The sequence below is a fragment of the Shewanella sp. Isolate8 genome, from assembly GCF_022398495.1.
Lineage (GTDB): Bacteria > Pseudomonadota > Gammaproteobacteria > Enterobacterales > Shewanellaceae > Shewanella > Shewanella aquimarina.
This window is the reverse complement of record NZ_JAKEVI010000003.1, coordinates 16,815-42,625: the sequence shown is the minus strand read 5'-3', so window position 1 is coordinate 42,625 and position 25,811 is coordinate 16,815. Positions and strand designations below refer to the sequence as shown.

Here is a 25,811-nt window from a genome sequence, read left to right as displayed (position 1 = left end):
TTTTTTTGTAACTATATTATACGGATGACAGTTTATTGACAGTAAAAAGTATATTTTTTATGCGTTTATTTTTAACTTTTATATAACAAAAGTGGCAACTTTGCTTTTCAGCCGGACTAGGGGTATAACGTCAGCCCTTATTTTGCGCCCGCTTGGCGGCCTAATCCGGCGAGTGTTTTTCGGCGAACCTGGCCGCGGTGAGAGCGGCGTGTTGTGTTGAGAGTGTCTTATGAGTAAACCCAGTCAAGAATATCAGGCGATCGCCGAGCAAGCGGCGCTGAACGTATGTAATACCGTGATCCCTATGGATAAGGTGCCGGCAAATCTGCTGGAAGCCTATGCCAATCTGTTTAACGAGCTGTTAAGCGATGAAGAGGGTAAATTTTCCACCGCCTGGGAGGCCCTGCCTACCAGCGCCAAGGGGCTAGTGGCTCAGGCCGAATTCCACGGCTTCTATATCGCTAACTCTTGGTTGCAACTTAGCCGCGTCGCTCAGGATATCGCCGAGCTGGCCGATAGCGACGAGGCGATTGAGGAGAAGGAGTACAACAACATCTTTACCCGTCTTTCAGATGCCTCGCTCAAGGAGAGTGTGAAGAAGTTGAAGAAGGCCCGCACCGACCGCGCGCTACTCAATAGCATCAAGGCGGTCATCGCGGGTAAATAATTGGGCCGATAATAGACTGGTAGCTAGCTTGCGCAATTGGCTACCGGCAGCGCGCTATTTTATCGAGGCTATCTCATCCTCTGTCAGGTAGCGCCATTCACCCGGTGCCAGACTCTCGTCCAGCACAATCTCGCCGATAGACTCCCTGTGCAGTCCCACCACCTTGTTGCCGACGGCGGCAAACATACGTTTCACCTGATGATATTTGCCTTCGGTGATGGTGAGTCTCGCCTCATGGCTGCCAAGCAACTCAAGCTTGGCCGGTTTAGTGAGTCCCTCTTCGCTGCGCAGTGCCAGCCCGGTGGCAAATTGCTCGACCCACTCCTCTTTGAGGGGATCGGCCAGCTGCACCAGATAGGTCTTACCGCATTCGCGTTTCGGCGAGGTGACCCTGTGGGACCACTGACCGTCGCTGGTGATCAGCACCAGCCCAGTGGTATCGGCGTCCAGTCGTCCGGCGATGTGTAGGTCTTCTTTATGGGGCAGTTCGAGCAGATTGAGCACAGAAGGGTAGACCTCATCGACGGTCGAGCAGAGGGTATCCACCGGCTTGTGCAGCATGATAAAACGTGGCCCAATCAGCGAGATAGGCTCGCCGTCCAGACAGACTTTCTGGCTATCATTCAACTTGAAGCTGCCATCTTTGATCACCTGGCCATCGACGGTCACTTCACCTCTGTGAAGGGCCTTCTTGGCCAAGGAGCGGCTGAGGTGGGTGGATTCGCTGATAAATTTGTCTAAACGCACTGGGTTAACCTAAGGATGCTACTGTGGGGCGCTATTATGAGGCCACAGAGAAGAAAGGAAAAGTGCGAGAAAGGAAAAGTGGCAATCGGGATAAATGCCGGTAAGGAAAAATGTTAGCATGAGTAATCTTATATTGTGTATGCATCCCTAAGGAGTCGGCAGGCGATGGAAGCTCTTAGTGAATTTGACAAGATGATCGGCGGTCAGGAGTACAACTGCCTCGACAGCGAGTTGCAAAAGCGCTGGCAGTTGCGGCAACAGGCGAACGCCGAGATGAACCGGCGCGGGGAAGTGGACAATGAGCTGCTGCCTCATCTGGATTCCCAGGCCGTGATTAAGCTGCCGCTCTATATCAGCTATGGGCAGAATCTGCATGTGGCGCCTCAGGTATTTATCAACGTCAATGTTACCCTGCAGGACAACGCCCCTATCACCATAGGTCGCCAGACCATGATAGGGCCAAACGTGCAGTGCTACACCGCCAATCACCCACTGGATTCGGAGCGTCGCTGTGAGGGCTGGGAACAGGCCGAGGCTATCCTGATCGGCGAGCGGGTATGGATTGGTGGCGGGGCGATCATTCTGCCGGGCGTAACCATAGGCGATGAGGCGGTTGTCGCGGCGGGCGCCGTGGTGACTAAAGATGTTCCCGCCAAGACGGTAGTCGGCGGCAATCCGGCGCGGGTGATAAGTCACATTGAGGCGTAATAGGGCGTTAGCGCCAAGGAGAGGAAATCTTTACTTACATATGAGTAACCATAATTTCACCCATGGGCCGCAGATAAACTTGTTTACATTGGCCTAATCCCTTTAACATAGGTCTCTTGAAGCAGTTTTTGCACCATTTTGGCTTCGCCATGACAGTCGCATTGCTAACAAAAAAACAATTAAGCATAAAAGGAATTCACATGAAAAAAGTGTTCGTTGGAGGGGTTTGCGCCTCTTTGATTCTTGGTCTTAGCGCTTGCAACAGCGACCAGGCAGAAGTTAAGGCCCCTGAAACCGCCAAGACAGAAACCGCAGTTGCGGTAGAGCAGGCCCTGACCTCGGGTATCGATTTCGCTAACTTCGATAAGTCGGTACGTCCGCAAGATGATTTTTATAGCTATGTAAACGGCACCTGGATTAAGAACACTGAGATCCCAGGCGATCGCACCAGCACAGGCGCCTTCTATGACCTGCGTGAGAAGTCACGTGACGATGTTAAGGCGATCATCGAAGAGGTGGCGGCTACGCCTAACCTGAAGGCGGGCAGCGATGAGCAGAAGGTTGCCGACCTGTATCGCTCTTTCATGGACACAGACCAGCTAGACAAGCTGGGTATCAAGCCGATTCAAGGTGAGCTGGACAAGATCGCCGCCCTTGAGAACAAAGATCAGCTGGTGGAATACTTTGCCCACAGCCAGATCATAGGTGGCGGCACGCCGCTGGCTTTCTATATCAATATCGACGCGAAAGACTCTAGCCGTTATGCGACTCATATCTGGCAATATGGTTTGAGCCTGCCTGAGAAGGATTACTACTTCAACGAAGCCGAGCGTTTCGTCAACATTCGTAAGGCGTTTGTGGCCCACATCGAGAAGATGTTCACCTTGGCCGGCCTGCCAAACGCTAAGGCGAGCGCCGAGCAGATCCTTGCGTTGGAAACCGCTATCGCCAGCCGTCATTGGGACGTCGTCGAGACCCGTGACAGCACTAAGACCTATAACCTGTATCAGGTAGCGGATCTGCCTAAGCTGGCACCGGATATCAACTGGAACGGTTACCTCAAGACCCTGGGCGGCGACAAGCAGGCCGACATCATTATTAACCAGCCAAGCTTCATCGAAGGCTTCAACGAAGTGCTGAAAGCTAACGATCTGTCTGTGTGGAAGACCTACATGACCTGGCAGACTCTGACTCACTTCGCTGGCGATCTGAGCACAGAGCTTGACCGTGAAAACTTCGAGTTCTTCTCTAAGACACTCAACGGTCAGACCGAGCAGCAGCCACGCTGGAAGCGCGGCGTGAGCACGGTAAACAACCTGCTGGGTGAGGTTGTGGGTAAGGTTTATGTGAAGCGTCACTTCAAGCCAGAAGCCAAGCAGCGCATGCAGGAGCTGGTTGAAAATCTACGTCGTGCCTATGGCGAGAGCATCGACGGCCTGGAGTGGATGAGCCCAGACACTAAAGTTGCGGCTAAAGACAAGCTGGCTAAGTTTGATCCTAAGATTGGTTACCCAGATCGCTGGGAAAACTACGACAAGCTGACCATCAAGGCCGATGACCTTGTTGGCAACAGCATGCGCGCCAGCGAGTTGAGCCACGAGAAGGAGCTTGAAAAGTTAGGTTCACCAATCCGTAAGTGGGAATGGCACATGACACCACAGACGGTGAACGCCTACTACAACCCAACCATGAACGAGATCGTCTTCCCGGCAGCGATTCTGCAGCCTCCTTTCTTCAACATGGAGGCAGATGACGCGGTGAACTATGGCGGTATCGGCGCGGTGATCGGTCACGAGATGGGCCATGGCTTCGACGATCAGGGTGCTAAGTTCGACGGCGAAGGTAACATGCGCGACTGGTGGACCGAGCAGGATCTGAAAGAGTTTGCCGCTCGTGGTAAGGCGCTTGTGGCTCAGTACAACGGTTACTCGGTATTCGACGACCTGAATGTTAACGGTGAGCTGACCCTGGGTGAGAACATCGGCGACCTGTCAGGCGTAACCATCGCCTACAAGGCTTACAAGATGTCACTCAACGGTAAGGAAGCACCGGTTATCGACGGCCTGACCGGCGACGAGCGTTTCTTCATCGGCTTCAGCCAGATCTGGCGCGCCAAGATGAAGGAAGAGGCGATGCGTAACCGCGTAGCGACCGATCCACACTCACCGGCTAAGTTCCGTGCCCTGGGCGCGTTGTCTAACATGCCTGAGTTCTACACCACCTTCGACGTTAAGCAGGGCGATGCCATGTACATCGAACCCGCTCAGCGTGTGAAGATCTGGTAATTCGAGTTTTCTCGATGAAAAAGAGCGCCTTGGCGCTCTTTTTTTATGCCTGTTTCATGATAAATAATTGTTCATCATCCATTCAGCAAGGGTTAAGTGAACCCTGGCTAGATTAAGGGTACAAGGTTTGCGCTTTTACCGAGGACGGTTATGAATAAGTTGTTTAGACCCTTTTTTATCTTCCTGTTACTTGTCTCCACCCGTAGCGCCCTGGCGACCAATTACGACGCCTTAATCGACACCAAAGAGGAGTCTGGTTGCTACGCCCAGAAACAGTCTTTCAGTAAAGACCAGCATGGTCTGCACGCCATCGCCAGTAGCTCCGCCGCCCTGATCCGCCAGAGTAGCGACGACCTCGATAGCCTCTATGCCCAGGCCCAGAACGCCCAGCAGGAGCTGACTAGCCTGCTAGAGGGGCTAAATACCCAAGAGAGTTACCAACTGCTGATCCCCGAAGTGAAAAGCTATGAGCGTGCTAAGGCCAAGATTGCAGCCAAGTTTGACGGCGACGCCAGCCGCATCACGGATCTGGCCAGAGCTAGCTTGGTGGCTAACGACATTCAGGGGCTGATGACGGCGTTTGAGGATCTTCAGCAGCAGGTCAAGGTATTGCAGGTGAAAAACCGTTTCGCCGAGCCTAAGGCTTCTGGTTATCGAGACCTCAACCTGCTGGTGCAGTTACCGCAAACCGGCATGATCGCCGAGGTGCAGCTGCACCTCAAGGCCATAGCCGAGATCAAGAGCGGTGAGGAACATAAGGCCTACGAGCAGATCCAAGCCATCGAGGCCCGCGCCTTGGCCCAGTCTCGCCAGCTGAGCGAGCTGGAATTGGCGCAGATAACCCATCTGCGCCAGGCCTCTCACAAGCAATATCATAAGGCTTGGCTCTACTATAAAAGGCTGGACAGCGCCGAGCTGTTAGCCGCGGCCTAATCTCTGTGTGGCGCTGCGTCTGCGATAAATTGGATTAACAATCTGGGCTTAAAGCGATTATACTTGCCGCCATTAGCCCATTAACAGCAGACGATAATGCACGATCTTATCGAGCAACTCAGGGAACTGAGCGAGACAGTTCCCGTTCCCCTGGAGCTGCCAAGCTTCGATCAACTGGTCGAAGTGGAAGAGCAGATCCTGATCCCCTTACCCGCTGAGCTTAAAGAGTATCTCCTCTTTGCCAGCGACGTGATTCACGGCACCCTAGAGCCTGTAACCGCAGCCGATCCCTATGCCCATACCTATCTTCCAGAGGTGACCTCCTATGCCTGGTCTATCGGTATGCCGAGGGAATATATCGCCATCTGCCAGCAGGGGGATGACTTTTACTGTATCGATCAGGAAGGTCAGGTGATGCTGTGGCAAGACGGCGAACTGGCCGAGGAGAGCTGGGAGTCGTTCTGGCAATGGGTCGAAGAGGTTTGGATCCCCGCCTAGGCGCGTGAAAAGATTAACTCAAATTTGGATATCAAGATGGCAAAGACAGCTGAATTAAATGCGATAGAAATTAAATACCTGCGTCACTCACTCGGCTTAACAGCCGCACAGGTGGGCGAGCTGAGCAAGTGCAGCGAGGCCGACGTATTGGCCTGGGAAGCGGGTGAAGCCGAGGTGTCGGGTCTGGCAGCCAAGAAACTACTGGAACTGGATGAGACCATAGAGATGCAGGTGCTTAACACCTGTGATGGTATCGAGGAGCTGTTTAAGAAGGAGCCTAAGCGTCGCCTTAGCTTCGTGGTCTATCCGACGCAGGCCATCTACACCCAGTACAACCCAGAATTCTTAAGCTCGCTGCCGCTGACCGAGCTGTACAACACGGCGGCTTGGCGCATCAAGAAAGAGTGTAAGTTGGTGCTCGAAGTCGAGGTCACTCTGGTGGCGCTGGATGTCGAGGCTTACAAGGCCTATCGCGAGAAGGAAGGTCTGAAAGAGAGCCGAGAGAGCCGCGCCAAGTGGGCGGCCACTCAGCTGTAACTTTATGCCTTAGCTGATAAAAATCCCCCATCTTGCGATGGGGGCTTTATTAATTATCTTTAATTTTCTGGCAGTATTGCCTCAGCAGATTCAATGCTATCTTGTGCAGATGTTACTTAAAGGTTAACGCCATTTGGACAAGGATATGTACCAAGTCACCAGCCCTCGCCAGGCCATCTTGCTTTTAGTCGCTATCGCCGCAATTATCTATCTGCCGCTCATCGAGAGTCTGTTACCCGGCTTTTTTGGGGCCTATTGGCTCAACCCACCTTTTATGGCCAAGGTGAAACCCATGGTTCTGCTGATAAAACTCATTGTGGTATTTTTTGGCTTTTGGAAGTTGGAGCAATATCGTCGCCAATTTAGCGAGTTTATTCACCTTCATTGGCCGGTGTCTTTCTTCATTCAGCTCAGTTTCTTAGTTGGGATAGTTCAGCTGATTTTACTGAGTCTAGGTTTGTTGATGGGCCTGGTATTGAGTCCAGATACTGATGAGCAGAGCCAGTTTAAGCGCGATCGAGATTACGCCATCTGGGTGCAGACGATAGACCCTGGTGCCATGGGCAAGGCCTATCACAAGGTGTGGCGCCAGTGTGATTTGCCGCTGTGGCGTTATCAGCTAAAACCGATTAAAACCTTGGACTGGTTGGGCGACATAGAGGTGAGTCTGGATGAGGAGCTCTTGAGGATCCGTTCTCGGAAGGATGAGATCATGCTGGATCTTGCCAAGGCACCGGATTGTGTGGCGACTTAAGGGCAGTTAGCCGTAAACTGAGGAAAATGAGCGAAAATTTTTAGGTATTATGGCTTAAGGAGGACAGCATAATGCCTGAGAGACATTATGCTGTTAAACCGTTATCGCTAATCAACCGCCTTAGCGGCAACGGCCTCGGTTTTTTCAAGCGCGCTGGCTAGGGCCGGGCGGCGCTGCATCCTGTCTCTGAATGCCGCCAACTTGGGGGGAATACTTTGCTCAAACACTGTCGCCCACATCAGGGTATGCGCCAGCATGATATCGGCAACGCTTACCTCATCACCCAGCAGATAAGGGGTGTCCGGTAGCATGTTCTCGGCCAAGGCGGCTGCCTTGTCGAACTCCCAAACCGCTATGGGTAAGATGCTGGGGTGACGCTGCGCCTCGGGCAGGGCGAACTTGTGCTTACCCATGGTCCATAGGGGCTGCTCCAGTTCGCAGATGATGAAGCTCATCCATTGATGATAGTGACCGGCCTCGGGCGTGCCCGGCGTTGGCAGAAACTGGCCCTTACCGTATTTTTCGGCCAGATATTGGCAGATGCCTGCCGATTCAGTCAGTACCAGCTCGTCATCTTGGATGACAGGCACCTTGCCACTGGGATTCATGGCCAGGAAGGCCTCGTTGCGGTTATCGCCCTTAGCAAAATTGATGAAGTGAAATTGCCAATCGATACCGAGTTCTTCAAGCAGCCAAGAGACGCGAAGCGCGCGGCTTCTTGGGGTTCCATATAGCGTAATCATCCTTTTCCTCACTTATTGTTGGGAGAGCCGTTAGTCTAAATAAAAATGGCATCCATTTGGATGCCATTTTTGTGACAGTTAGAACCTCATGCTCAACTTGGTATAGAAGTAGCGACCCATAGGGTTATGGGTGGCGATCACATAGCCGTAGAGGTCGGTGTCACCGTCGCCGATGGCAAATGGCGGCTCTTCATCCAATACGTTGTTGATGCCCACGGTCCACTTAAAGGTGTCGTTGAAGCGGTAAGAGCCCGACATATCAACCAGCAGCTGAGAGTCGACCATGCGTGACTTGTTGTCTTCGAAGTCGAGTACGCCGTCGAAGTCAATGTCTGGCGTATCTTCAAACTCGCCGATGTAGCTGAAGTTGATGTTGGCGGCGAAGTCATCCATGGTCCAGTTGGTGGTGAGTAACCAGCGGTGTTGTGGATAGCGGTATTCACCCGTGTAATCCAGGTCGTCCTTCTCAAACTTATGCAGGTAGCTGTACTCCAAGCCAAACTTGAGGTCACCGAAGCGATCAAACTCTAAGCCGTAGTGGGTGGAGACGTCGACCCCTTGTACCTCTTGTGAGCTGAGGTTGATAAAGCTTGAATGGATCAGGCTGATTGGGCCCAAAGATTGTCCTGGCTGAGGCGCCAGACGCTCACAGACAGTGCTGTTTTGATCGTTACAGTTGGCCAGGTAGATCTCGCCCAGTGGCTGCTTGTCGATCTTGTTGTCCTGGGTGATGCTAAACACGTCGAAGCCGATGTCGAACTTCTGGCTCGGTGCCCAGATAAGGCCCGCGTTCCAGGTTTCTGACTCTTCGGCATCCAGGTCTGAATTACCTGCAAATTCTGTGTTGTAGTCCAGTGCGGTACAGTCGACGTTGTCGGCGGCGCAGCGGTAGGTATCGATGAAGAAGCTACTCTCTCTCGATGGACCAAGGCCGATTTGTGCCAGCGATGGTGCGCGGAAACCGGTTGCCCAAGAGGCACGAGCCGTCAGCGCGTCTGTGATGCCCCACTGGAAGGCGACCTTAGGGTTAGTGGTCGAACCGAAGTCGCTGTAATGGTCGTAACGGCCGGCAAGTTGCAGTTCGAAGTTGTCTGTGACAGGAATAGAGAATTCCACATAGGCGGCGTACTGGTCGCGATCGGCCTGTGCGGATACGGCTTCGGTACCGAAGATGAGGCCGCGCTGGAATTGATCATCCGGGATATCGCTCACGTCTTCTTCGCGGTACTCGATACCCGCGGCCATCATGACTTCGCGATCGGCCAGGGTAAATGCAGGGCCCGTGATGCTGGCATCGTATGCAGTCAGGTGTGACACACCCTGGCGAACCAGGCTGGTGGTGATGCGATCGATCACATCCTGTGAGTTCATGGTGCCACCAAAGGGATTGTAGTTGTCGGCGTCGATTTCCGCTTGCAGGAAGTCGGTGCGTACCCAGCCCTGGGTTCTGTCACCTTTCTGGGTCGACTCGCTGCGGCCTTTCTGGGCCGAGACTTCCCAGTCCCACTCATCTATGTTGCCACGCAGACCGGCAACCATGCGCAGGGTGTCAGATTCTATGTCCCAACGACGTGGTCCGGCATCGACGGTACGGTAACGACCGATCTCGATATCCTTGCCCCAAGGGTTGTTGGGATGAGTGCCCGGTACCGTTAGCATGGCATCTTCATCGAGCGGTGTCGGCGCGCCGCCGGCCTCAGAGGTGTTGTGTTGTGCCGCGACTTCCAGGAAAGCGGTCATCTCGTCGCTCAGATGGTAGTCGAACTGGGCGATAGCCCCCACACGCTCGGCGGCGGGAATGGTAAGGTTGTATGGGCCGTAATCAAACAGACAGCTGCCGCTGGCAGTCGCCGAATCGGCTGGACAATCAGGGTCTATGGTCTTGACGCCATCGACATAGAAGTAGCCGGGGAAGCCACGTGAAGAGCGGAAGTCTTCACCGCCGTATGGGCTCTGGTTAGCTGTGCCGAAACGGCCCATCTCGCTGGCGGCCAGGGTGTTGTTCTTGAAGTAGTCGAGAATGATAGAGGCGCTGCCCTTATCTGACTGCATGCCCCAAAGCATAGAGCCGCTCTGTTCGTCATAGCCCGAGCCCGAGGCGTCGCCATAGCCCAGGTTAATTTCGAGTCCTTCGAAGTTTTTACGCAGTATGATGTTGACCACACCGGCGATGGCATCTGAGCCGTAGATGGCCGAGGCGCCATCTTTGAGGATATCGATACGCTCGATGGCGGAAACCGGAATATTGTTGATGTCGACGAAGGAGTTTGTGATCCCCTCGGCGAAGGAGCTGATAGCTACACGGCGACCGTTAATCAATACCAGGGTGGCGTCCGGGCCCATGCCGCGCAGACTGATTGAGGCCGCGCCGTTAGCAGTTGAGTCCTGGCTATTACCTCGGGTGGAGAAGGCGCCCGCGCCGTTGGCTGGCATACGTTCCAGCAGTTGTTGCAGGTTGTCGAAGCCCATGTTGGCGATATCGTCTTTGTTGATCGATTGAATCGGCGATGGACCTTCGATGTCGGTACGTTTAATACGAGAGCCGGTGACTTCGATACGTTCGACGCTCTCGTCGGCAGCATAAACATGTGGGGTTAGCGCAATGGTAATGGCGATAGCGCAGGCGCTGGGCCAGTATTGAGGTCTTTTCATGATTATCCCTAATTACTCGTTATATTTTTAATTCAGTGACTACCACTCAACTACCGCCACCATTTTGTTACAGCAACGTTACTAAACTAATTGCTAATGTAACAAAGTCAATAGTGCGAATTGCTAACAAATGTAAATAAATAAACCCATGAATTTGATTGATTAAAGCGAGGAGCCTTGGCATTGTCATAGGTTGGTTCCCGTCCTGTGTATTTGGAGATGTAAATAAAATGGAAGAAAAAACACTGCTCGAGGCGCGTTTTCACGGCAAGCTCGGACTCTATTGGCTGACCACTGGCGCGGCGGTGTTGGGCATCTCCCTAGTCGGTATTCCACTCTTGCTGCTCTGGTACCCCATCGGCTTGTGGGCGACCAGTCGTTATATCGCTAACATGAGCGCCGAGTTGACCACCAAGAAGCTTATCGTGCGTAAGGGAATACTCACCCGCACCGAAAATACCGTGCCGCTGGATAAGATCACCGACATGGCGATGATCCAGGGCCCCCTGATGCGCCTGTTCGGTATTCATAAGTTAACGATTGAGACGGCGGGGCAGTCGGGGTCTGGCGCGCTGATCAGCCTGACAGGCATAGAAGAGGTCGCCGAGTTTCGCGCCGCCGTGATGGCGCAAAAGAGTGCGCTCGCCGAGTAGAGTCAGCCGGTTGAGGCGAAGGTGGATGTGGCCGCCCAGACCCTGAACTGCCTGCAAAACATCGAAGAGACGCTCAGGCGTATCGAGGCCAAGTTATCTCAATCATAGCGACTCTTGTCTTTGCTGCCGCCTTAGTTGCTGCTGCGCGAGAGTTGCTGGCGCGTGAGTTTATCAATTTTTAACTTTGTCTGAAGGAAGAATAGTGACCGTGGAAGATCTCACTGTAAATACGAGTCAAACGGGTTATTGGCTTGTGTGTCGGCGACTGCTGAGAGCAACAGGCCCAGGTCTGTTGATGGCGGCCGCGGCGATTGGTGCCTCCCATCTGGTGGCCTCGACCCGTGCCGGCGCCGAATTTGGCTGGCAGCTGGCCTGGGTGATACTGCTGGTGAATTTGCTCAAGTATCCCTTCTTCGCCGCCGGAGCACGCTATACCGCGGCGACGGGGGAGAGTCTGCTTCATGGCTATCAACGTCAGGGACGGGGCTATTTACTGCTGTTTTCCCTGCTGAATTCAATTGCGGCGGTGGCCAGTACCGCAGGTGTCGCCATGTTAACCGCCGCGCTACTGACCCAGTTTATTCCTCTGCCAATCGATCTGCTGGCGCTGATCGTCTTGGTCGCCAGCCTGCTTCTGCTGGTGCTGGGACACTACCGGGTGCTGGACAGGGTCACTAAGGTGATCATGCTCAGTCTGACGGTGACTACCCTGAGCGCCGCCGCGCTGGCCTTTAATGCCGAGCCTATCTTATCGCCGGACTTTGTCTCGCCCTCGCCCTGGCAATGGGCCCATGTTGGCTTTCTGGTGGCCATGATGGGTTGGATGCCGGCGCCTATCGAGGTGAGTTGCTGGAACTCCCTCTGGCTGATCGAAAAGCAGAAACAGCAGATGGTGACGCCTAAGCAGGCATTGTTCGATTTTAATCTAGGCTTTATCACCACGGCGATTTTGGCCGTGGTATTTCTCTCTCTGGGCGCCATGGTGATGCACGGCTCGGGCGTGCATTTCTCGCCATCTGGGGCCAAGTTTGCCGAGCAGTTGATTCTGCTCTATAGCCAGGTGCTGGGTGAGGGCAGTCGTTACCTCATCGCCCTGGTGGCCTTGCTGTGTATCTTCAGCACTACGGTGACAGTGGTCGATGGCTATAGTCGTACGCTTATCTTGAGTGTGCAGCTGTTGCGGCAGGATGAGGTCAGCGAGCACGGACTGAATCTCACCATGTTAATCGTCAGCCTTTTGGGGCTAGGGATCATCTTGTTCTTCAAGGGGGCGCTCCTGCCGCTGCTGCAGTTTGTGATGACCCTGGCCTTTATGACCACCATCATCTTTGCCTGGCTCAATTATCGTTTGATGACCAGTGATAACCTGGCAGCCGGTGACCGTTACGGTGTGGCCATGCGGCTGCTCTCTTGGATCGGCATGACTTATCTGCTAGGGTTTGCGGCTTTATTTGTCTACTGGAAGTTTATCGGTTAAAAAGCCGTTTAGGGGAACAAGGATGAAGATGAGTGTGTTGGCGAGCAGCCTCTGTCTGTTGGGGGCTTCGGCCAGCGGCTGCGTGTCTGCTAGCGAGCCTGTAATAGGTGAAAAGCTTGAGCAAGCTGTTGCTGAGCGGGCGATTTTACCCTCTGCGCATGACTCTGTGAGTGGCGCTAACTTTGCCGAGCTAGGCAGTGCTTTCGATAGCATCATCGCCGCCAACGAGCGGCCCTTCTATGGGGTGACCGCTCTGATGCAGCACGGCGAGCTGCGCTACGTGAAGGCTAATGCCTATGGTGAGGCGGCTGCGCCGACACTGGATAGCCGGGTCATGTTGGCCTCACAGAGCAAGATGATCACCGCCGCCATGGTGATGCAGGCGGTAAGCCAGGGCAAGTTGGCTCTGGAGGATAAGATCAATCCCTATCTGGCATTCAAGAATCTACCAACCTATGACGAGCGCATCACTATCGCTCAGCTGCTAAGCCACAGCTCTGGCATCGCGCCTCAGGGCAAGGCGAACCGGTTCGTACCCGGTAGCGATTTTCAATACTCCAATCTGGGCTTTCAGGTCCTAGCGCAGCTGCTCGAAATCACCTATCAGCAGGACTTTGCCACCCTGGTGAATGCCTTTCTGAGCGAGCACGGCGTCAAAGGTATCAAGGCTCAGCTTGGGACTCAGCAGGGGCTGATCGAAGGGATAGAGATCGCTACCCAAGAGCCGATGGAATATGAGGTGCAGATGAACCTCTTACCCGGCGGTGGCATGACGGGCTCGGCCAAGGGGTTGCTCGATTACCTCAGGGCGCAGCACGGCGGTAAACTGCTGAGTAAGGAGGCCTATCAGGCGATGGTGACGCCCAGGATGCAGCGCCCCCACCGCTGGCAGCAGCTCTATTACGGCTTCGGCGTGCAGGTGAACCAGCAGGGAATAGAGGAGTATAGCCACTCAGGTTATCTGCCTGGATATCAATCGCTGAGCCTGAGTTATCCGGCGTTCGATACTTATCTGGTGGTGCTGGAAAATGCCTCTTGGCCTATCGATGAGCGCAATCAAGCCTTTGGCCTGCATGATAAGCTGCGTCAGGCACTTAGAGACGCCTTGATGGACGAGGCCAAGGCTGAAAATAATGGCTCGGCGTCGACGCAAAGTCGGTTATAATATCGACTCAGTGGCAGGCGCACCCGCGCGAGCCAGTAATCTAAGAAGTTAAGCCATGATTAATAACGATATTTTACGCCGTCTACGATTCGTATTCGATTACAAGAACGCCAAGATGATCAAGATCTTCGCCAAGGTCAAACACGAGATGACCCAGGAAGTCTTGCTCAACATGCTTAAGAAAGAGGCCGAAGAGGGCTACAAGCCCTGTAACGACAAGACGCTGTGCCTGTTTCTGGATGGTTTGATCATCGAAAAGCGCGGTCTGCGCGAAGGGGCCGAGATCCCGTCTCCCGTGTCTCAGTTAAACAACAACCTGATCTTCAAGAAGCTGAGGATTGCGCTTGAGATGCGTGAAGAGGATATTATCGAGACCTTAGCCCTGGCGGACTTCAGAATGAGCAGTTCTGAACTGGGTGCCCTGTTTAGAAAACCCGGCCATAAGCACTTTAAGGAGTGCGGCGATCAGGTGCTGCGCAACTTCTTGACCGGCCTGTCGATCAAGTATCGCGGAAAGTAAGAGATATCGTCAGCTAAAGACGCGGCTTAGGCCGCGTTTTTTGTGTCTGGCCGTTAGTGTTTAAAACAGCCAGGGTGTGAAAATAATCAAAAAAATGATCGCGCCAAAGGCAACAAAGATCACACTTTGTGGTAATCTTGCCAAAATTGATAGCACAGCCATTCCAACATACCCACAGATAGAGAAAAGGTTACCAATGGACGATAATAAACGCCCGCTATATCTTCCTTTTGCCGGCCCAGCCATTCTTGAAGCCCCCTTGATCAACAAGGGCAGTGCCTTTACCGAAGAGGAGCGCATCTTCTTCAACCTCGAGGGGCTGCTGCCCCACGTCATTGAGACCATCGAGGAGCAGGCCTCGCGTGCCTATGATCAGTACAAGAACTTCAGTAACGATCTCGACCGCCATATCTATCTGCGTAACATTCAAGACACCAACGAGACCCTGTACTACCGTCTGTTGCAGAACCATATTACCGAGATGATGCCCATCATCTATACCCCTACTGTTGGCCTGGCCTGTGAGCGTTTTTCGAAGAACTATCGTCGTAACCGCGGCCTGTTTATCTCCTATCCCAACAAGGATCGCATCGACGACATCCTCAACAACTCGACCCGCCAGAAGGTGAAGATCATCGTCGTCACCGATGGCGAGCGTATCTTGGGTCTGGGCGACCAGGGGATCGGCGGCATGGGTATTCCGATTGGTAAGCTGTCACTCTACACCAGCTGTGGTGGTATCAGCCCGGCTTACACCCTACCCATCACGCTGGACGTGGGCACAGACAACCCGCATCTATTGGAAGACCCTATGTATATGGGCTGGCGTAATCAGCGTATCGGCGGCGAAGAGTATGCCGAGTTTGTCGAGGCCTTCATGCAGGCGGTTCACAGACGCTGGCCAGACGCCTTGATCCAGTTTGAAGACTTTGCCCAGAAGAACGCCATGCCACTGCTCGAGCGTTACAAAGACAAGTACTGCTGCTTCAATGACGACATTCAGGGCACGGCGGCGGTGACCGTAGGTTCTCTGCTGGCGGCCTGTCAGGCGGCAGATACTCAGCTCAGTCAGCAGCGCATCGCCTTCCTCGGCGCCGGTAGTGCAGGTTGTGGTATTGCCGAGGCGATCATCGCCCAGATGGTGTCAGAAGGGATCAGCGACGAGCAGGCTCGTCAGCAGGTGTTTATGGTAGATCGCTGGGGGCTGCTGCAAGATAACATGCCTAATCTGCTGCCGTTCCAGCAGAACCTGGCGCAGCAGGCGGCCAGGGTTGAGGGCTGGAACACAGAGAGCGAGAACATCTCGCTGCTGGATGTGATGAATAATGGTAAGCCGACCGTGCTCATCGGCGTATCCGGTGCCCCGGGTCTGTTTAGCGAAGAGATCATCAAGGCGATGCACAGCCACTGTGAGCGTCCTATCATCTTCCCGCTGTCCAACCCGACCAGCCGTGTCGAGGCTACACCGAAAGATATTCTGCACTGGACCAAGGGCCAGGCGCTGGTGGCAACCGGTAGCCCGTTTGAGCCCGTGGTGATCGACGAGCAGACCTATGAGATCGCCCAGTGCAACAACAGCTATATCTTCCCCGGGATAGGCCTAGGCGTGTTGGCCTCGGGGGCCAAGCGCGTCAGTAACGAGATGCTGATGGCCTCAAGCCGAGCCCTGGCAGAGTGTTCTCCTTTGGCTAAAGATGGAGAAGGTTCGCTATTGCCGGCGCTGGAAGATATCCATGCGGTGAGTAAGCATATCGCCTTCGCGGTGGGCAAGGTGGCCATCGAGCAGGGCCATGCGCTGCCGGCCAGCGACGAGCTGCTGATGCAGTCCATTGAAGATAACTTCTGGACCGCGGAATATCGCCGTTATAAGCGCACCTCTTTCTAACCTCTTTGGCTTAGCCGTTTGCGCTTAAAAAAGCCGCCTCAGGGCGGCTTTTTTGTGTCTTATACAAGATGAAATTTTGCTTTGGATCACAAAGCGTTACTTAAGCCTATGATCCTGTCGGCACTTCTTTCATCGAGATGGCATTTTTAAGTTTGGCTTAATCTTGGCTGGTAATGCTCGCCAAGCAGCTTGCTGCGCCCAGCGCCTCCCGAGTATGCCAGTCGTGAGTATGCCTGCCTTGAATAAATCTGAGACGGGCCAGGAGGCGGGCCGGTAAGCCTAGGGTTTGTTGACCTTTCCTGTTTGTTTCTGCAGCATTTTGTAGGTTATTTATACAAGGCAGAGTCCGTATAGTGTAGTTATTCTACATGAGCGGGCGATAACGCCGTAGAAATGGCCTACAAAAGCTGCCCGAAGGGTTCATCTAAACGCGCCTTGCCCTTTGTTGCCTGCTATTTACATAGAATAACTATGCCGCACAGCATGCGCCTTGAGCAAAACGCGTTTAGATCGAACAAAAATTAAACCTGAAAGATAAACAGACCCTAGAGTGTTCGCCTACTATTGTGAGCTTTTTAGCTGTTTGAATTGCCAAAACTGGAGCCTGAAATGAAAAAATTAATCACCCTAGCCGCCGGACTGTTATTTGCTGGCGCGGCCGTTGCCATGGATTGTAAAGATTGCCATGAGCCTATCGACCTGACCATGCACACAGAGTCAGAGGCTACCCTGGCAACCTGTAACGATTGTCATGGCATGGAAGATGCCCACGCCCCCGATATGGAGATGCATACGCCTGAGCTGACCATCAAAGAGTGCGCCGATTGCCACGGTATGAACTAGCTTTAAGCTGGCATAAAAAAGGGCCCTCAGAGAGGGCCCAAAGACAAGGTCGAACTAAATCGTTGGACGCTTAGTGCAGCTTACGACGTCCGGCCAGCAGACCCAGTAGGCCCAGTGCCAGGAAGCCGAGGCTACCGCCAGAGTCATTGTCTGTTGGCTCATCTGGCGTTTCCGGCGCCGGCGGCGTTGGCTCAACACCGTCTGAGTTGACCGTCAGCATGAAGCTGGTGGAGGCGGCGTCAGATGGGTAGGCCATATCGTGTACCGTTACCGTCACTAGGGTTTCACCATACCAGTCGGCGTCAGGTGTGATGCTAAAGCTGTCGCCATCCACAGTTGCCGTGATGTGCTCACCCGATACCATGATGCCGTTGGCCGTGCCTTTGATATCGTTGTAGATCACTGTGATGCCTTCTAACGTGGTATTTTCTTCCATCATCATGTCGGCAATGGCTGCCACGCTGATATTCGATGGGCTAGAAACCTCATGGGTTACCGTCACTAGTTCAGAGTCTGCATATTGGGTATCGACTTTTACAAAGTTGTCGGCGCCGACGGCATTGGCCGAAACCCGCGCCGAGAACTTGAGTGATACCTTTGACTGCTCAGGGCCGCGATAGTCGGCACAGATAACAGTGCCAGAACTGATCTTTTCGTCGACATCCTTATAGGCGAAGCCGTCGTTCAGCCAGCCACCGGCAGGACCGAAGGTGGCACGCTCACCCCAGTAACCGTGTAGACCGACAGAACCGAACTGATCGTTTTCTGTGTCTAAGGTTTCATAGGCGAAGATGATCTCCGGGCTTGCCTCATCGAAGCTGATGTCGGTCGCGACGATAGTCTGGATGTTGAACTTAGCATCCGGATCAGGCGTATCGTTACCGCTGAGGAAGGAGTTCCACTCCTCACCACCATCCCACTGGAAGATGTAGTGTTTGTTGGTGAGCACCGCATAGACGGCATGCTCGTAGCGACCCGTATTCCAGTTGAACATTGTCTGCGGCATTCTCACATCGCCGCGCCATAGTGGTGCCACCATAGTATCAGGGAAGCCCTGGAAGTTATCATCAAATGGCAGATTGAAGTTCCAGAAGTCTGGCATAGGGTCAAACTGTACATAGCCAAATGGCGAGATAGCTAATACGTCCTGTCCAAACACCTCAGGATTACCGTACAGTGGTACATGGGGTAAGCCATTGGCACTGAGTGGGATCAGTAGTGTTTGATTCGATCTTCCAGACAGGCCTATGGGTTGAGACCCTTGAGAAGGTAGATCGAAGAAGCTGCCATCTTCCCCATAGGGCACTCGACAGGTCTCATCTGTGAGGTTAGTGGTAAAGACATAATGGCGCTTCATCTCGCTAGACGAAGGCTGCGTGGCCGAGATTGCTATCTTGTTGCCGTCAACCGTCATGCCATCACCATAGTTGCCGATACCGCCTACTGCAACAGTGTCTGGCATGAGAACCAGGCCGTCGCTTAGCTCGGTATTAAAGGTGAACTCTCGCTCGCCCCCTAACAGGTTAGGCGCGAGTTCCACGACGAAATCCAGAATGTCGCCCTCTTTGGCTGCCGTTTGCGAGGCCGTGACTGTGGTGTCGCTGCCCATATGCATGAGTTTCACCGCGAAGTCACCCAGATTAGAGTCGTTATATTCATCACTTCCCAGGCCGACCATGCCGTAGTAGACATCGCCTTCCTCGGCGCCGGGCAGATCGTAGTTGAGTTTTAGCTGATAAGGGGTCATGCCGTCGTTGGTCGCCGGACCTTCGATGGACAGGTTGCCGCTATCGCTTTCGCCTACAATCGCCAGGCTAAGCTCGAATGGGTCGGCGAGGTTCTTCTGATCCTCATACTCCCATTTCCAGTTGGCAGCAATGGCCCAGTAACGACCCGGCATAGGGTTATTGATGGCACAGAAGTCGCCATTGTCTGTCTGTGAGAAACAGATGGCTTCGTCTAACCATTGGATATCCTCATCACCGTTAACGTCCATACCTAAGTCGATTGAGGTATAGGCGTGTTTCGGTGCCGATAACACTTCCCATACGACACGCTTGGTGCCTTCGGGCACATCGAAGAAGATCACCTTGGCACCGCCATCCTCAATCTCCTGACGTGTATAGCCGTCCGAGTAGAGTCTGACTTCGGCGCGCTTAAGCTCGGCGTCGTGGCGTTCACCCTTGGTGAGGCCATAGACACGTGAGTTGAGCGACTGTACCTCTTTGGTATGGATCTCAGGGGTCAGGTTGTGGCCCTGCTGGCGATGGATAATGCCAGAGACCTCGTTAGGCAGTGTGTCGCCCTTATAGCGAACGCCCACCGGTAGATGCTGCATCGGCTTGCTGCTGTCGCTCGGCGTCAGCTTAACGCTACCTGTCAGCTGGATCTGCGAAGAGTCGGCGCCAATGGCTTCCACTTCGAGGATCTTAGCCTTAAGGCTGATCGCCTGAGACTCACCGGCCTTGAGGGTGAAGGTCTTAGGCGATACCTCGAGCTCCAGCATCTGGGCACCTTCCATCTCGTTAGGTGTTGCCTCAACCGTCCAGGTACCGTCTTGGGTTGCAGTTACCGTGCGCATCCAGGTACAGGTGCCCGCGCAGCTATCATGGTAGAAGTAAGGCAGGTTTAGGGTGTGAATGTTGCCACCATTCTTAGGGTTAGCGGCGCGGTAGTTGTCGACGCTTTCATCCAGCAGCAGTGGAGCGTTGTTGGCGCGTGATACGTTGATCACCCCGCTACCCGCGTCGCTGAAGCCCGCTGCGACAGGATCGTACGGATTACCGTCACGAGCGCGTGTGACGCCTTCAAGTGATGCCGTGGTCATCAGCGCCGATTGGATCTGCGCCGGACTCCAGTCTGGGTGCGCCTGAGTCAGCAGTGCCATGGCGCCTGCCACGTGCGGTGCCGCCATAGAGGTGCCGCTGATGGCGGCGTAGTCGGCTGGCATGCCTTGGGTGGTGAATGGCATCTCATCGGCCCAGGCGGCGTACACGTTAACGCCTGGCGCTGCCAGGTTAGGCGACATCACATCTGGCGCCTCCAGGTTGGGGCCGCGAGATGAGAAGTCGGCAACATAGTCGGCGGTACCTTCTTTAGTGCTGACCTCAGATGCGGTGATGGTCAGGGTGTGACCGCTACCTGCGGCGAGCCAGCTTTGCAGGCCGTAATAGCCATTATCGCTGTTGCCATAGTAACTGCCATAGTCGATGTTGATGCCAGGGATGACGTAAGGGTCGTTATGGGTCGGATCTGAATATCCTGGGTTCCACAGGATAAAGCCACCTGCCCCGCCGGCCTGAACGTTTACGGCCTTGCTTACACGGGCTATATCGCCGCGCTTACAGACGACGATTGGCGCCGTGGCATAGGGATTGCCTTCTGGATCGGCATCAAAGAAGCCCGCCGGGAAGGGCTCGTTACACATCTCATACTCGCTGCCGTAGGCCTTGGCCTCGACCACTGGGCCTGTATAGGCGTCGGTGATCCCCGAGCCCTGCAGATCGCTAAGCGGTTGCTCGCCCCCCGTTGCATTGGTCAGCATCTTGCCTTCTACGGCAATCTCACGGCCGTGTGTGGTAGCGGCTACCGAGGTGAGCCAAGGAGAGAAGTGATCGATTGCTCCGCGAGCCTGAGAGGCGTATTGCGGCATGTAGGAGTTACCCGCAGAGGCCGATACTGAGATGCCCGCCTCGCGCGCGGCGAGGAAGCCTAGTTCCATAGGATCGTCCCAAGGGAAGCTGCCGAAGGTCGAGCCTATCGAGTAGTTGATCACATCGACACCATCGGCGATGGCATCGTCGATGGCGGCGAGCAGCGCCGAGCCTTTACAGCCAGCATAGCTGTCGCCATAGCTAGTATCACCCGGGTAACAGACCTGATACATGATGACGTTGGCACGAGGCGCGACGCCTGAGATCTTGCTGAATTTGAGTCCAGTAGGAATACCGTCGCCGGTTTCGCCAAGTGAAGCCACCATATAGTCGACATCTGAAAGCTCGTTACCCGCTGCGGTCGAGGAGGTGTGTGAGCCGTGGCCGTTGTAGTCTTCACCGTTTTGAGGACGCTTAGGATCCTCGACCTGCCAACTTGGGATATCTGGCTGGAAGATAGGATCCAGATAGCTGTCGGTGATCGCCTCGTATGAGCGTACCCCGATTAGCTTATCGTTACACATGCTGGCAAATTCGGCCTTCTCACAGTCACCTAGATAGTGGCTGTAACGCGCAGGCATCTGGTGCACATAGCCATCGCCGGCGACGGCAGCGAACGATGGATGATCTGTGTTGATCCCCGTATCCAGCACACCGACGACTATGCCTTCCCCCTTGTACTTATCATCTGCTGCCGTGCCCATCCACAGACCGTCGGCACCAATGTGTTTTGGCCCAACGTCTGTGTGCAGCTCATACATTTTTTCCAGGCTGACATTGCGGATGCCGGGCAGGGCAGCCACGCGAGCGGCCTGATCTTGGGTCATGCGCATCGCCATGCCGTTAAAGGCCAGACGATAGTGTTGTTTAACTTCGACATTGCCGCCGACGGCAGCGCCTATCTGCGACAGCACCTGAGCCTGCTTGTCGGCGAGATAGTCGCTGTATTGCTTCACCGCACTGCTCTGCATATCGACCTTGTTGTGGCCTCTTGGATTGAGCATCACAGGTACTGTGCTCATGGCTGGGGAGGTCGCCGCCAGCTCGGGAAGATCGCCACGATAGAGTGAGACCGGCTTGTCGCTGAGTTCGACGATATAGGTCTGCTCACCGGTTAGGCCAGCTTCAAACTTAAATGGCACCTTGCTGTTTTGCTGCGTGGCAATCGCACGGTGAACGTTCTTGCCATTGCTGCCGCGCTGTTGCAGTGACTCATTACTCTGGGTGCCATTGCGCAGCTTACCGGCGCGTAGGTCCTCGTTGTATTTCAGGATGGCGTCGGTGATCTCTATGCTACGCATGTTGTGGGTATCGGCATTGCTGGACGCGGCGGCGCCGCCAACACCGGCGGCATAGATGGCCGCCATGGTCATGAGACTTATTTTCTTCAATTTCATTGGTTGTTCCCTTTTCTTTTTATTGTCAAAGCTTGGGCTTGGTTGCAAAAGTAAGGCACTCGTACACCATTCGATTTTTATTGAGTTACGGATGTGCAGGCCAATGCGTAAAAGCTATAGGGGTATGCATAAAGGCTATGCGCCAATGAAAGTGAAGACCTTGAGTCGGGCGGACTAAGCGCCTGCTAGCTAGTCTTTTAAACTGATTCTGCTTGTTATTTTGATTTTTTATGTTGGGTTTTGGCGGTTGGGCTTTGTGATTGGTGTGTTTATTGAGCCTTTTTTAGGGGCGGAAGAGCAAATTGAGTTGGATGCCTCATGTATCATTTGGTAGCAATCTGATACAAATTGTTAATTTTATGTTATTGGGGCGAGGTTGAACGCTTTATTTGCGACAGTTTAACTTTGGTGTTTCATAATATGCTGTTTTAAAAGCTTTTATTTCTAATGGCTCAAGATCTGCTTTTGTCATACGGGCCCGCTTAGGGTGAGTTTTATACCTTGCCCGTCCTGGGTCCTATATCGCTTGCCTTTCTATAGTGATAGAAATGGTGATTATGCAGTAACTAGTTCAGTAACTGATGCAACCACTCATTCAGTAACTGCTGCACTAAGCTATGACCCTAATAGTGATAATCACAACAAGAATAATAAGAGTGAGATAGATGGAATTACGACACTTAAGGCACTTCATTGTACTGGCACGGTTGAAGAGTTTTAGTAAGGCGGCTAACGAGTTGCATCTGGCCCAGCCTTCATTGTCTCGTAGCATTCAGAAGATGGAGCAGCGCCTGGGAGCCAACCTGTTGGCCCGTGACGAGAAACATTTTGCGCTGACGGAATATGGCCGCCTGGTGTTGGCCCAGGGGGAGTTGATTGTCAGTCAGCTGGAATACCTGGAGTCTGAGATCAAAACCAAACAGGGGCTTGAGCAGGCTAAGCTTGCCATTGGCGCCAGTCCTATTCCGTCCAACAGTATTATCGGGCCGGCGGTAGGCAGGTTTGTTCGCGATAACCCAGATATCTCTCTGGAGCTAAAGGTCGAGAGTTGGAGCCGACTCTACAAGCTACTGCTCAAGGGGGAGCTGGACATGTTTGTCGCCGAGACCAATGTCACCTTGCTGGATCAGCGAGACAATGTGGTGACCCAATGCCTGCCTCAGTCAGAGGCGATCTTCTGCTGTCGTCCCAACCATCCCCTCACTCGCCTAAAAACGGTTTACTTGCCGAGTCTGCGTGATTACCCCCTGGGCATGCCTAGCGCCATGCCGCAGTCGCTGAGGCAAAAATATGAGGATCTGTTCGATGAAGACAGACATGATTTTGTTGGCCTGGTGAAATATGCTCAGTTTCAGCCCATTAAGTCGGCCATCAAGGAGTGTGACATGGTGGTGATCACCCCAGATATCTCGGTACGAGAGGAGCTGGCATCGGGCGAGCTGGTGGCTTTAGACGTAGTGGGGGGGCCGAGCATCCAGGCGAGCTTTAGTGTGGTATCGATGAAGAATCGTCGCTTAAGTCATAGCGCAGAGCGATTTATCGACTCCCTATTGAATCACTCGGCGGCCAAGGTGGTTGGCTTTTAATAGGTTTAGCCGGTCGCAATAAAACGGGCCCGATAGCGGGCCCTTTTTGATGCTAAGATTCGGGTCGTCGGCCTCAGTCCTAGTGCTACTTGAGATTGATGTCGCCGCTGATGGTGTTGATCAGAATATCGGCGCTGCCATTGCCCATCTGAAACTGTAGCGAGCTACCCGGGCCATACTTAGGTCGCTTGGGCTTGTCTTGTGTCAGGCGATTATCTATGTCGCCGCTGGGGCCGCCGTCGATGGCGAAGGTCGCATCCAGGTTCGCTGGTAGGCTGAAGCTGATATCGCCGCTGACACTGTCCAGGCTGGCCTTGGTAGCCAGGGCGGAAACCGACAGGTTGAGGTCGCCGCTGACGCTCTGGGCCTTGAGTCGGTCCACTTTATCTAAAGTTACCTTGGCATCTCCCGATACCAGCTCGATAGAGACCTGGTCGGCGCCGCTGTCGGCCTCGAGCTTACCGCTGACCAGGGTGTAGCTGATCTTGCCGAGACTCTGTTTATCTTTGATGTTGCCCGATACTGTCTCCAGCTTGAGCTTGCCTTCAAGCCCCTGGCTGACAATGTTGCCCGAGACGGTATTGATGGCTACCTGCTCGGTGAGATCTTCGGCCTTGATGTTACCGCTGACGGTCTGCACATTGATGTCACCGGCGAGCTTACTCACTCTGTAGTTGGCCGATACCCCTTCGCCGTTGAGCTTGAGCTTTGCCGGCACCTTGATGGTCAGGCGTGAGCCCTCCTTGTTGCTACCCGAGTAGTGGCGGGGCAGTTTATCTTCGATGGAGATAGTGCCGGACTTTTGCTCTACCGTGAGGCCTTCGCTCAGCTCATCCAGGGTGCCCGTGATGGAGATGGCGTCCTGATCCCAGGAGAGGATCTCGACTTCGCCGCGCTGCACCTCCAGGTTCAGACGCAGATCCCCTTCGACTTCGATGCGTTTATCCACGCTCTGCGCCGCCAGTACAGATTGGCTCAATAGTAGAAAGGGCAATGCCAATGCGGTGGTTTTTAGCTGTATTTTCATATCATCTCTCCTGTTGTATCACGATCGACAGGGAGTTTTTGCCCCTGTTTGATTAATTCAATCTCGCGTTGCTGGGTCCATAGCCAGAGCTGCCACAGCTGTTTGTCAGTCGGGTTGAGCTTTAGCGCCTCATAGATCTCCTTGGCGGCGGTTCTTAGCTGTTCTATCCCTTGCTCGACCGGCTGGCTGTATGGGCTGCTGCGCCAATCGACTCGCTTGGTCAGGCTTAGCGCGTCGACGCTTGCCTTATGCTGGGCCTGAATGGCGGCCAGAGTCTGAATGAGGGCCTCGTTCTCGGCATCAGGCATTGTTGGCCCAAGGCTCAACTTGCCGACCAGCAGCGCCAGCAACAGGGTGCTGGCGATTGCCAGGGGACGCCAGTAGCTGCGGGGGCTATCCTTGGGCGCATCGAGGCGAAGTTCGACCCCTTGCCAGAGATCCCGCTCTGGTGTCATCTCCCGCGGCGTCTCTTCGAGGAGAAGCTTGAGCGTATCTGCCTTGTCGACCATTAGATCATCTCCTGCAGTAATTTCTTGGCTCTGTGGTACTGCGCCTTGCTGGTGCCGGGGGCAATATTGAGGCGCTTGGCGATCTCGTCATGCTGATATCCCTCCAGGGCGTAGAGGACGAAGACGATACGGGCGCGCTCCGGCAGACGCAGCAGCAACTTGTCCACCCCCTGGTAGTCGAAGTCGATGGCGGCTGCGTGAGTCTCTTCACTTGGCATAAACCTGGCCCAGAAGCTCTTATGCTTCTTGATACAGCTCAGCGCCTGATTCACCGTTAGGCTGTGGAGCCAGGTGGTAAATTGGCTCTTGCCATCGAACAGGGGCAGCTTCTGCCACAGGCGCACAAAGGTCTCCTGGGTGGCCTCTTCCGCCAACTCGGTCTGACCGGCCAGACGAAAACAGAGGGCGTAGACGCGTCTGTGATGCTGATCGTAGAGTTGTCGAAATGCCGTCTTATCTCCCTGTTTGGCGCGCTCGACCAATACGGCATCGAGGAGTTGGTGAGCATCATCTGGACTCGTGAGTGCGCTCAAATCTGTCTTCCCTGTGAGTGAACAATACCTATTAGACAT

General features: G+C 53.9%; 20 protein-coding genes and 1 pseudogene. 14 read left to right on the top strand and 7 right to left on the bottom strand.

Annotated elements, in window-relative coordinates; translation table 11 throughout:
• Nucleotides 1-229: 229 nt before the first annotated feature.
• Nucleotides 230-667 carry a DUF3069 domain-containing protein gene (locus L1D43_RS12670; RefSeq protein ID WP_239852064.1) on the top strand — a complete coding sequence of 146 codons (438 nt, stop codon included), beginning with the start codon at nt 230-232 and terminating at the stop codon, nt 665-667.
• Nucleotides 668-721: 54 nt separating this feature from the next.
• On the opposite strand, the gene rsuA is transcribed toward L1D43_RS12670, so the two are convergent.
• The gene (rsuA, locus tag L1D43_RS12665) at nt 722-1,414 is read right to left on the bottom strand and encodes a 16S rRNA pseudouridine(516) synthase RsuA (RefSeq protein ID WP_239852062.1); all 693 of its coding nucleotides are present in this window, start codon (nt 1,412-1,414) and stop codon (nt 722-724) included.
• A 165-nt stretch (nt 1,415-1,579) separates the two neighbouring features.
• On the opposite strand from rsuA, the gene L1D43_RS12660 reads away from it, so the two are divergent.
• The 6 genes from L1D43_RS12660 (at nt 1,580) to L1D43_RS12635 (ending at nt 7,129) form a co-directional block, all read left to right on the top strand.
• Nucleotides 1,580-2,122 (top strand): sugar O-acetyltransferase, encoded by a 543-nt coding sequence (locus tag L1D43_RS12660; RefSeq protein WP_239852060.1) that lies wholly within the window; start codon nt 1,580-1,582, stop codon nt 2,120-2,122.
• Between the two features lie 200 nt (nt 2,123-2,322).
• Nucleotides 2,323-4,407, top strand: coding sequence for a M13-type metalloendopeptidase (locus L1D43_RS12655; protein WP_239852058.1), 2,085 nt, complete (start codon nt 2,323-2,325; stop codon nt 4,405-4,407).
• 150 nt (nt 4,408-4,557) lie between these two features.
• The gene (locus L1D43_RS12650) at nt 4,558-5,340 is read left to right on the top strand and encodes a RelA/SpoT domain-containing protein (protein WP_239852055.1); all 783 of its coding nucleotides are present in this window, start codon (nt 4,558-4,560) and stop codon (nt 5,338-5,340) included.
• A 96-nt stretch (nt 5,341-5,436) separates the two neighbouring features.
• Nucleotides 5,437-5,838 carry an SMI1/KNR4 family protein gene (locus L1D43_RS12645; protein ID WP_239852053.1) on the top strand — a complete coding sequence of 134 codons (402 nt, stop codon included), beginning with the start codon at nt 5,437-5,439 and terminating at the stop codon, nt 5,836-5,838.
• 36 nt (nt 5,839-5,874) lie between these two features.
• Nucleotides 5,875-6,375 carry a DUF4447 family protein gene (locus L1D43_RS12640; RefSeq protein WP_041508734.1) on the top strand — a complete coding sequence of 167 codons (501 nt, stop codon included), beginning with the start codon at nt 5,875-5,877 and terminating at the stop codon, nt 6,373-6,375.
• A 145-nt stretch (nt 6,376-6,520) separates the two neighbouring features.
• Complete coding sequence (locus L1D43_RS12635) at nt 6,521-7,129, top strand: hypothetical protein (RefSeq protein WP_239852051.1); 609 nt, start codon at nt 6,521-6,523, stop codon at nt 7,127-7,129.
• A gap of 107 nt (nt 7,130-7,236) precedes the next feature.
• Here L1D43_RS12635 and L1D43_RS12630 read toward each other — a convergent pair whose 3' ends face one another.
• A complete protein-coding gene (locus tag L1D43_RS12630) occupies nt 7,237-7,872 on the bottom strand; it encodes a glutathione S-transferase family protein (RefSeq protein ID WP_239852049.1) in 636 nt (211 codons plus the stop codon).
• A gap of 78 nt (nt 7,873-7,950) precedes the next feature.
• Nucleotides 7,951-10,524 carry a TonB-dependent receptor gene (locus L1D43_RS12625; RefSeq protein ID WP_239852047.1) on the bottom strand — a complete coding sequence of 858 codons (2,574 nt, stop codon included), beginning with the start codon at nt 10,522-10,524 and terminating at the stop codon, nt 7,951-7,953.
• A 230-nt stretch (nt 10,525-10,754) separates the two neighbouring features.
• Between L1D43_RS12625 and L1D43_RS12620 the strand changes: the two are divergent.
• The 6 genes and pseudogenes from L1D43_RS12620 to L1D43_RS12595 all read left to right on the top strand — a co-directional run bounded on the left by L1D43_RS12620 (nt 10,755) and on the right by L1D43_RS12595 (nt 17,067).
• Nucleotides 10,755-11,285, top strand: a pseudogene (locus L1D43_RS12620) (PH domain-containing protein).
• Nucleotides 11,286-11,385: 100 nt separating this feature from the next.
• Complete coding sequence (locus L1D43_RS12615) at nt 11,386-12,654, top strand: Nramp family divalent metal transporter (protein WP_345773713.1); 1,269 nt, start codon at nt 11,386-11,388, stop codon at nt 12,652-12,654.
• 22 nt (nt 12,655-12,676) lie between these two features.
• Nucleotides 12,677-13,819, top strand: coding sequence for a serine hydrolase (locus L1D43_RS12610; protein ID WP_239852045.1), 1,143 nt, complete (start codon nt 12,677-12,679; stop codon nt 13,817-13,819).
• A 55-nt stretch (nt 13,820-13,874) separates the two neighbouring features.
• Complete coding sequence (locus L1D43_RS12605) at nt 13,875-14,339, top strand: DUF1456 family protein (protein WP_239852043.1); 465 nt, start codon at nt 13,875-13,877, stop codon at nt 14,337-14,339.
• A 196-nt stretch (nt 14,340-14,535) separates the two neighbouring features.
• A complete protein-coding gene (locus L1D43_RS12600; protein WP_239852041.1) occupies nt 14,536-16,224 on the top strand; it encodes an NAD-dependent malic enzyme in 1,689 nt (562 codons plus the stop codon).
• Nucleotides 16,225-16,833: 609 nt separating this feature from the next.
• Entirely contained in the window at nt 16,834-17,067 is a 234-nt protein-coding gene (locus tag L1D43_RS12595; RefSeq protein WP_041508712.1) for a hypothetical protein, read from the top strand.
• A 70-nt stretch (nt 17,068-17,137) separates the two neighbouring features.
• On the opposite strand, the gene L1D43_RS19890 is transcribed toward L1D43_RS12595, so the two are convergent.
• A complete protein-coding gene (locus L1D43_RS19890) occupies nt 17,138-22,117 on the bottom strand; it encodes a S8 family serine peptidase (RefSeq protein WP_275659147.1) in 4,980 nt (1,659 codons plus the stop codon).
• A 665-nt stretch (nt 22,118-22,782) separates the two neighbouring features.
• On the opposite strand from L1D43_RS19890, the gene L1D43_RS12580 reads away from it, so the two are divergent.
• Complete coding sequence (locus tag L1D43_RS12580; RefSeq protein ID WP_239852040.1) at nt 22,783-23,703, top strand: LysR family transcriptional regulator; 921 nt, start codon at nt 22,783-22,785, stop codon at nt 23,701-23,703.
• Between the two features lie 85 nt (nt 23,704-23,788).
• Here the strand turns inward: L1D43_RS12580 and L1D43_RS12575 are convergent, their stop codons facing one another.
• The 3 genes from L1D43_RS12575 to L1D43_RS12565 are packed head-to-tail and all read right to left on the bottom strand — an operon-like array spanning nt 23,789 to nt 25,772.
• Nucleotides 23,789-24,730, bottom strand: a complete 942-nt coding sequence (locus L1D43_RS12575; RefSeq protein ID WP_239852039.1) for a DUF4097 family beta strand repeat-containing protein — start codon at nt 24,728-24,730, stop codon at nt 23,789-23,791.
• Nucleotides 24,727-25,239 (bottom strand): hypothetical protein, encoded by a 513-nt coding sequence (locus tag L1D43_RS12570; protein WP_239852038.1) that lies wholly within the window; start codon nt 25,237-25,239, stop codon nt 24,727-24,729. The genes L1D43_RS12575 and L1D43_RS12570 overlap by 4 nt, the downstream gene beginning before the upstream one ends.
• Entirely contained in the window at nt 25,239-25,772 is a 534-nt protein-coding gene (locus L1D43_RS12565) for an RNA polymerase sigma factor (protein ID WP_239852033.1), read from the bottom strand. The genes L1D43_RS12570 and L1D43_RS12565 overlap by 1 nt, the downstream gene beginning before the upstream one ends.
• Nucleotides 25,773-25,811 lie beyond the last annotated feature (39 nt).

What these genes read in the sequence shown, in the direction of transcription:
- L1D43_RS12650 (WP_239852055.1), top strand. Translation starts at nt 4,558, where the DNA reads ATGAATAAGTTGTTTAGACCCTTTTTTATCTTCCTGTTACTTGTCTCC.
- L1D43_RS12640 (WP_041508734.1), top strand. Translation starts at nt 5,875, where the DNA reads ATGGCAAAGACAGCTGAATTAAATGCGATAGAAATTAAATACCTGCGT.
- L1D43_RS12570 (WP_239852038.1), bottom strand. Translation starts at nt 25,239, where the DNA reads ATGGTCGACAAGGCAGATACGCTCAAGCTTCTCCTCGAAGAGACGCCG.
- L1D43_RS12600 (WP_239852041.1), top strand. Translation starts at nt 14,536, where the DNA reads ATGGACGATAATAAACGCCCGCTATATCTTCCTTTTGCCGGCCCAGCC.
- L1D43_RS12625 (WP_239852047.1), bottom strand. Translation starts at nt 10,524, where the DNA reads ATGAAAAGACCTCAATACTGGCCCAGCGCCTGCGCTATCGCCATTACC.
- L1D43_RS12645 (WP_239852053.1), top strand. Translation starts at nt 5,437, where the DNA reads ATGCACGATCTTATCGAGCAACTCAGGGAACTGAGCGAGACAGTTCCC.
- L1D43_RS12630 (WP_239852049.1), bottom strand. Translation starts at nt 7,872, where the DNA reads ATGATTACGCTATATGGAACCCCAAGAAGCCGCGCGCTTCGCGTCTCT.
- L1D43_RS12605 (WP_239852043.1), top strand. Translation starts at nt 13,875, where the DNA reads ATGATTAATAACGATATTTTACGCCGTCTACGATTCGTATTCGATTAC.
- L1D43_RS12580 (WP_239852040.1), top strand. Translation starts at nt 22,783, where the DNA reads ATGGAATTACGACACTTAAGGCACTTCATTGTACTGGCACGGTTGAAG.
- L1D43_RS12635 (WP_239852051.1), top strand. Translation starts at nt 6,521, where the DNA reads ATGTACCAAGTCACCAGCCCTCGCCAGGCCATCTTGCTTTTAGTCGCT.
- L1D43_RS12595 (WP_041508712.1), top strand. Translation starts at nt 16,834, where the DNA reads ATGAAAAAATTAATCACCCTAGCCGCCGGACTGTTATTTGCTGGCGCG.
- L1D43_RS12610 (WP_239852045.1), top strand. Translation starts at nt 12,677, where the DNA reads ATGAAGATGAGTGTGTTGGCGAGCAGCCTCTGTCTGTTGGGGGCTTCG.
- L1D43_RS19890 (WP_275659147.1), bottom strand. Translation starts at nt 22,117, where the DNA reads ATGAAATTGAAGAAAATAAGTCTCATGACCATGGCGGCCATCTATGCC.
- L1D43_RS12670 (WP_239852064.1), top strand. Translation starts at nt 230, where the DNA reads ATGAGTAAACCCAGTCAAGAATATCAGGCGATCGCCGAGCAAGCGGCG.
- L1D43_RS12660 (WP_239852060.1), top strand. Translation starts at nt 1,580, where the DNA reads ATGGAAGCTCTTAGTGAATTTGACAAGATGATCGGCGGTCAGGAGTAC.
- L1D43_RS12655 (WP_239852058.1), top strand. Translation starts at nt 2,323, where the DNA reads ATGAAAAAAGTGTTCGTTGGAGGGGTTTGCGCCTCTTTGATTCTTGGT.
- L1D43_RS12575 (WP_239852039.1), bottom strand. Translation starts at nt 24,730, where the DNA reads ATGAAAATACAGCTAAAAACCACCGCATTGGCATTGCCCTTTCTACTA.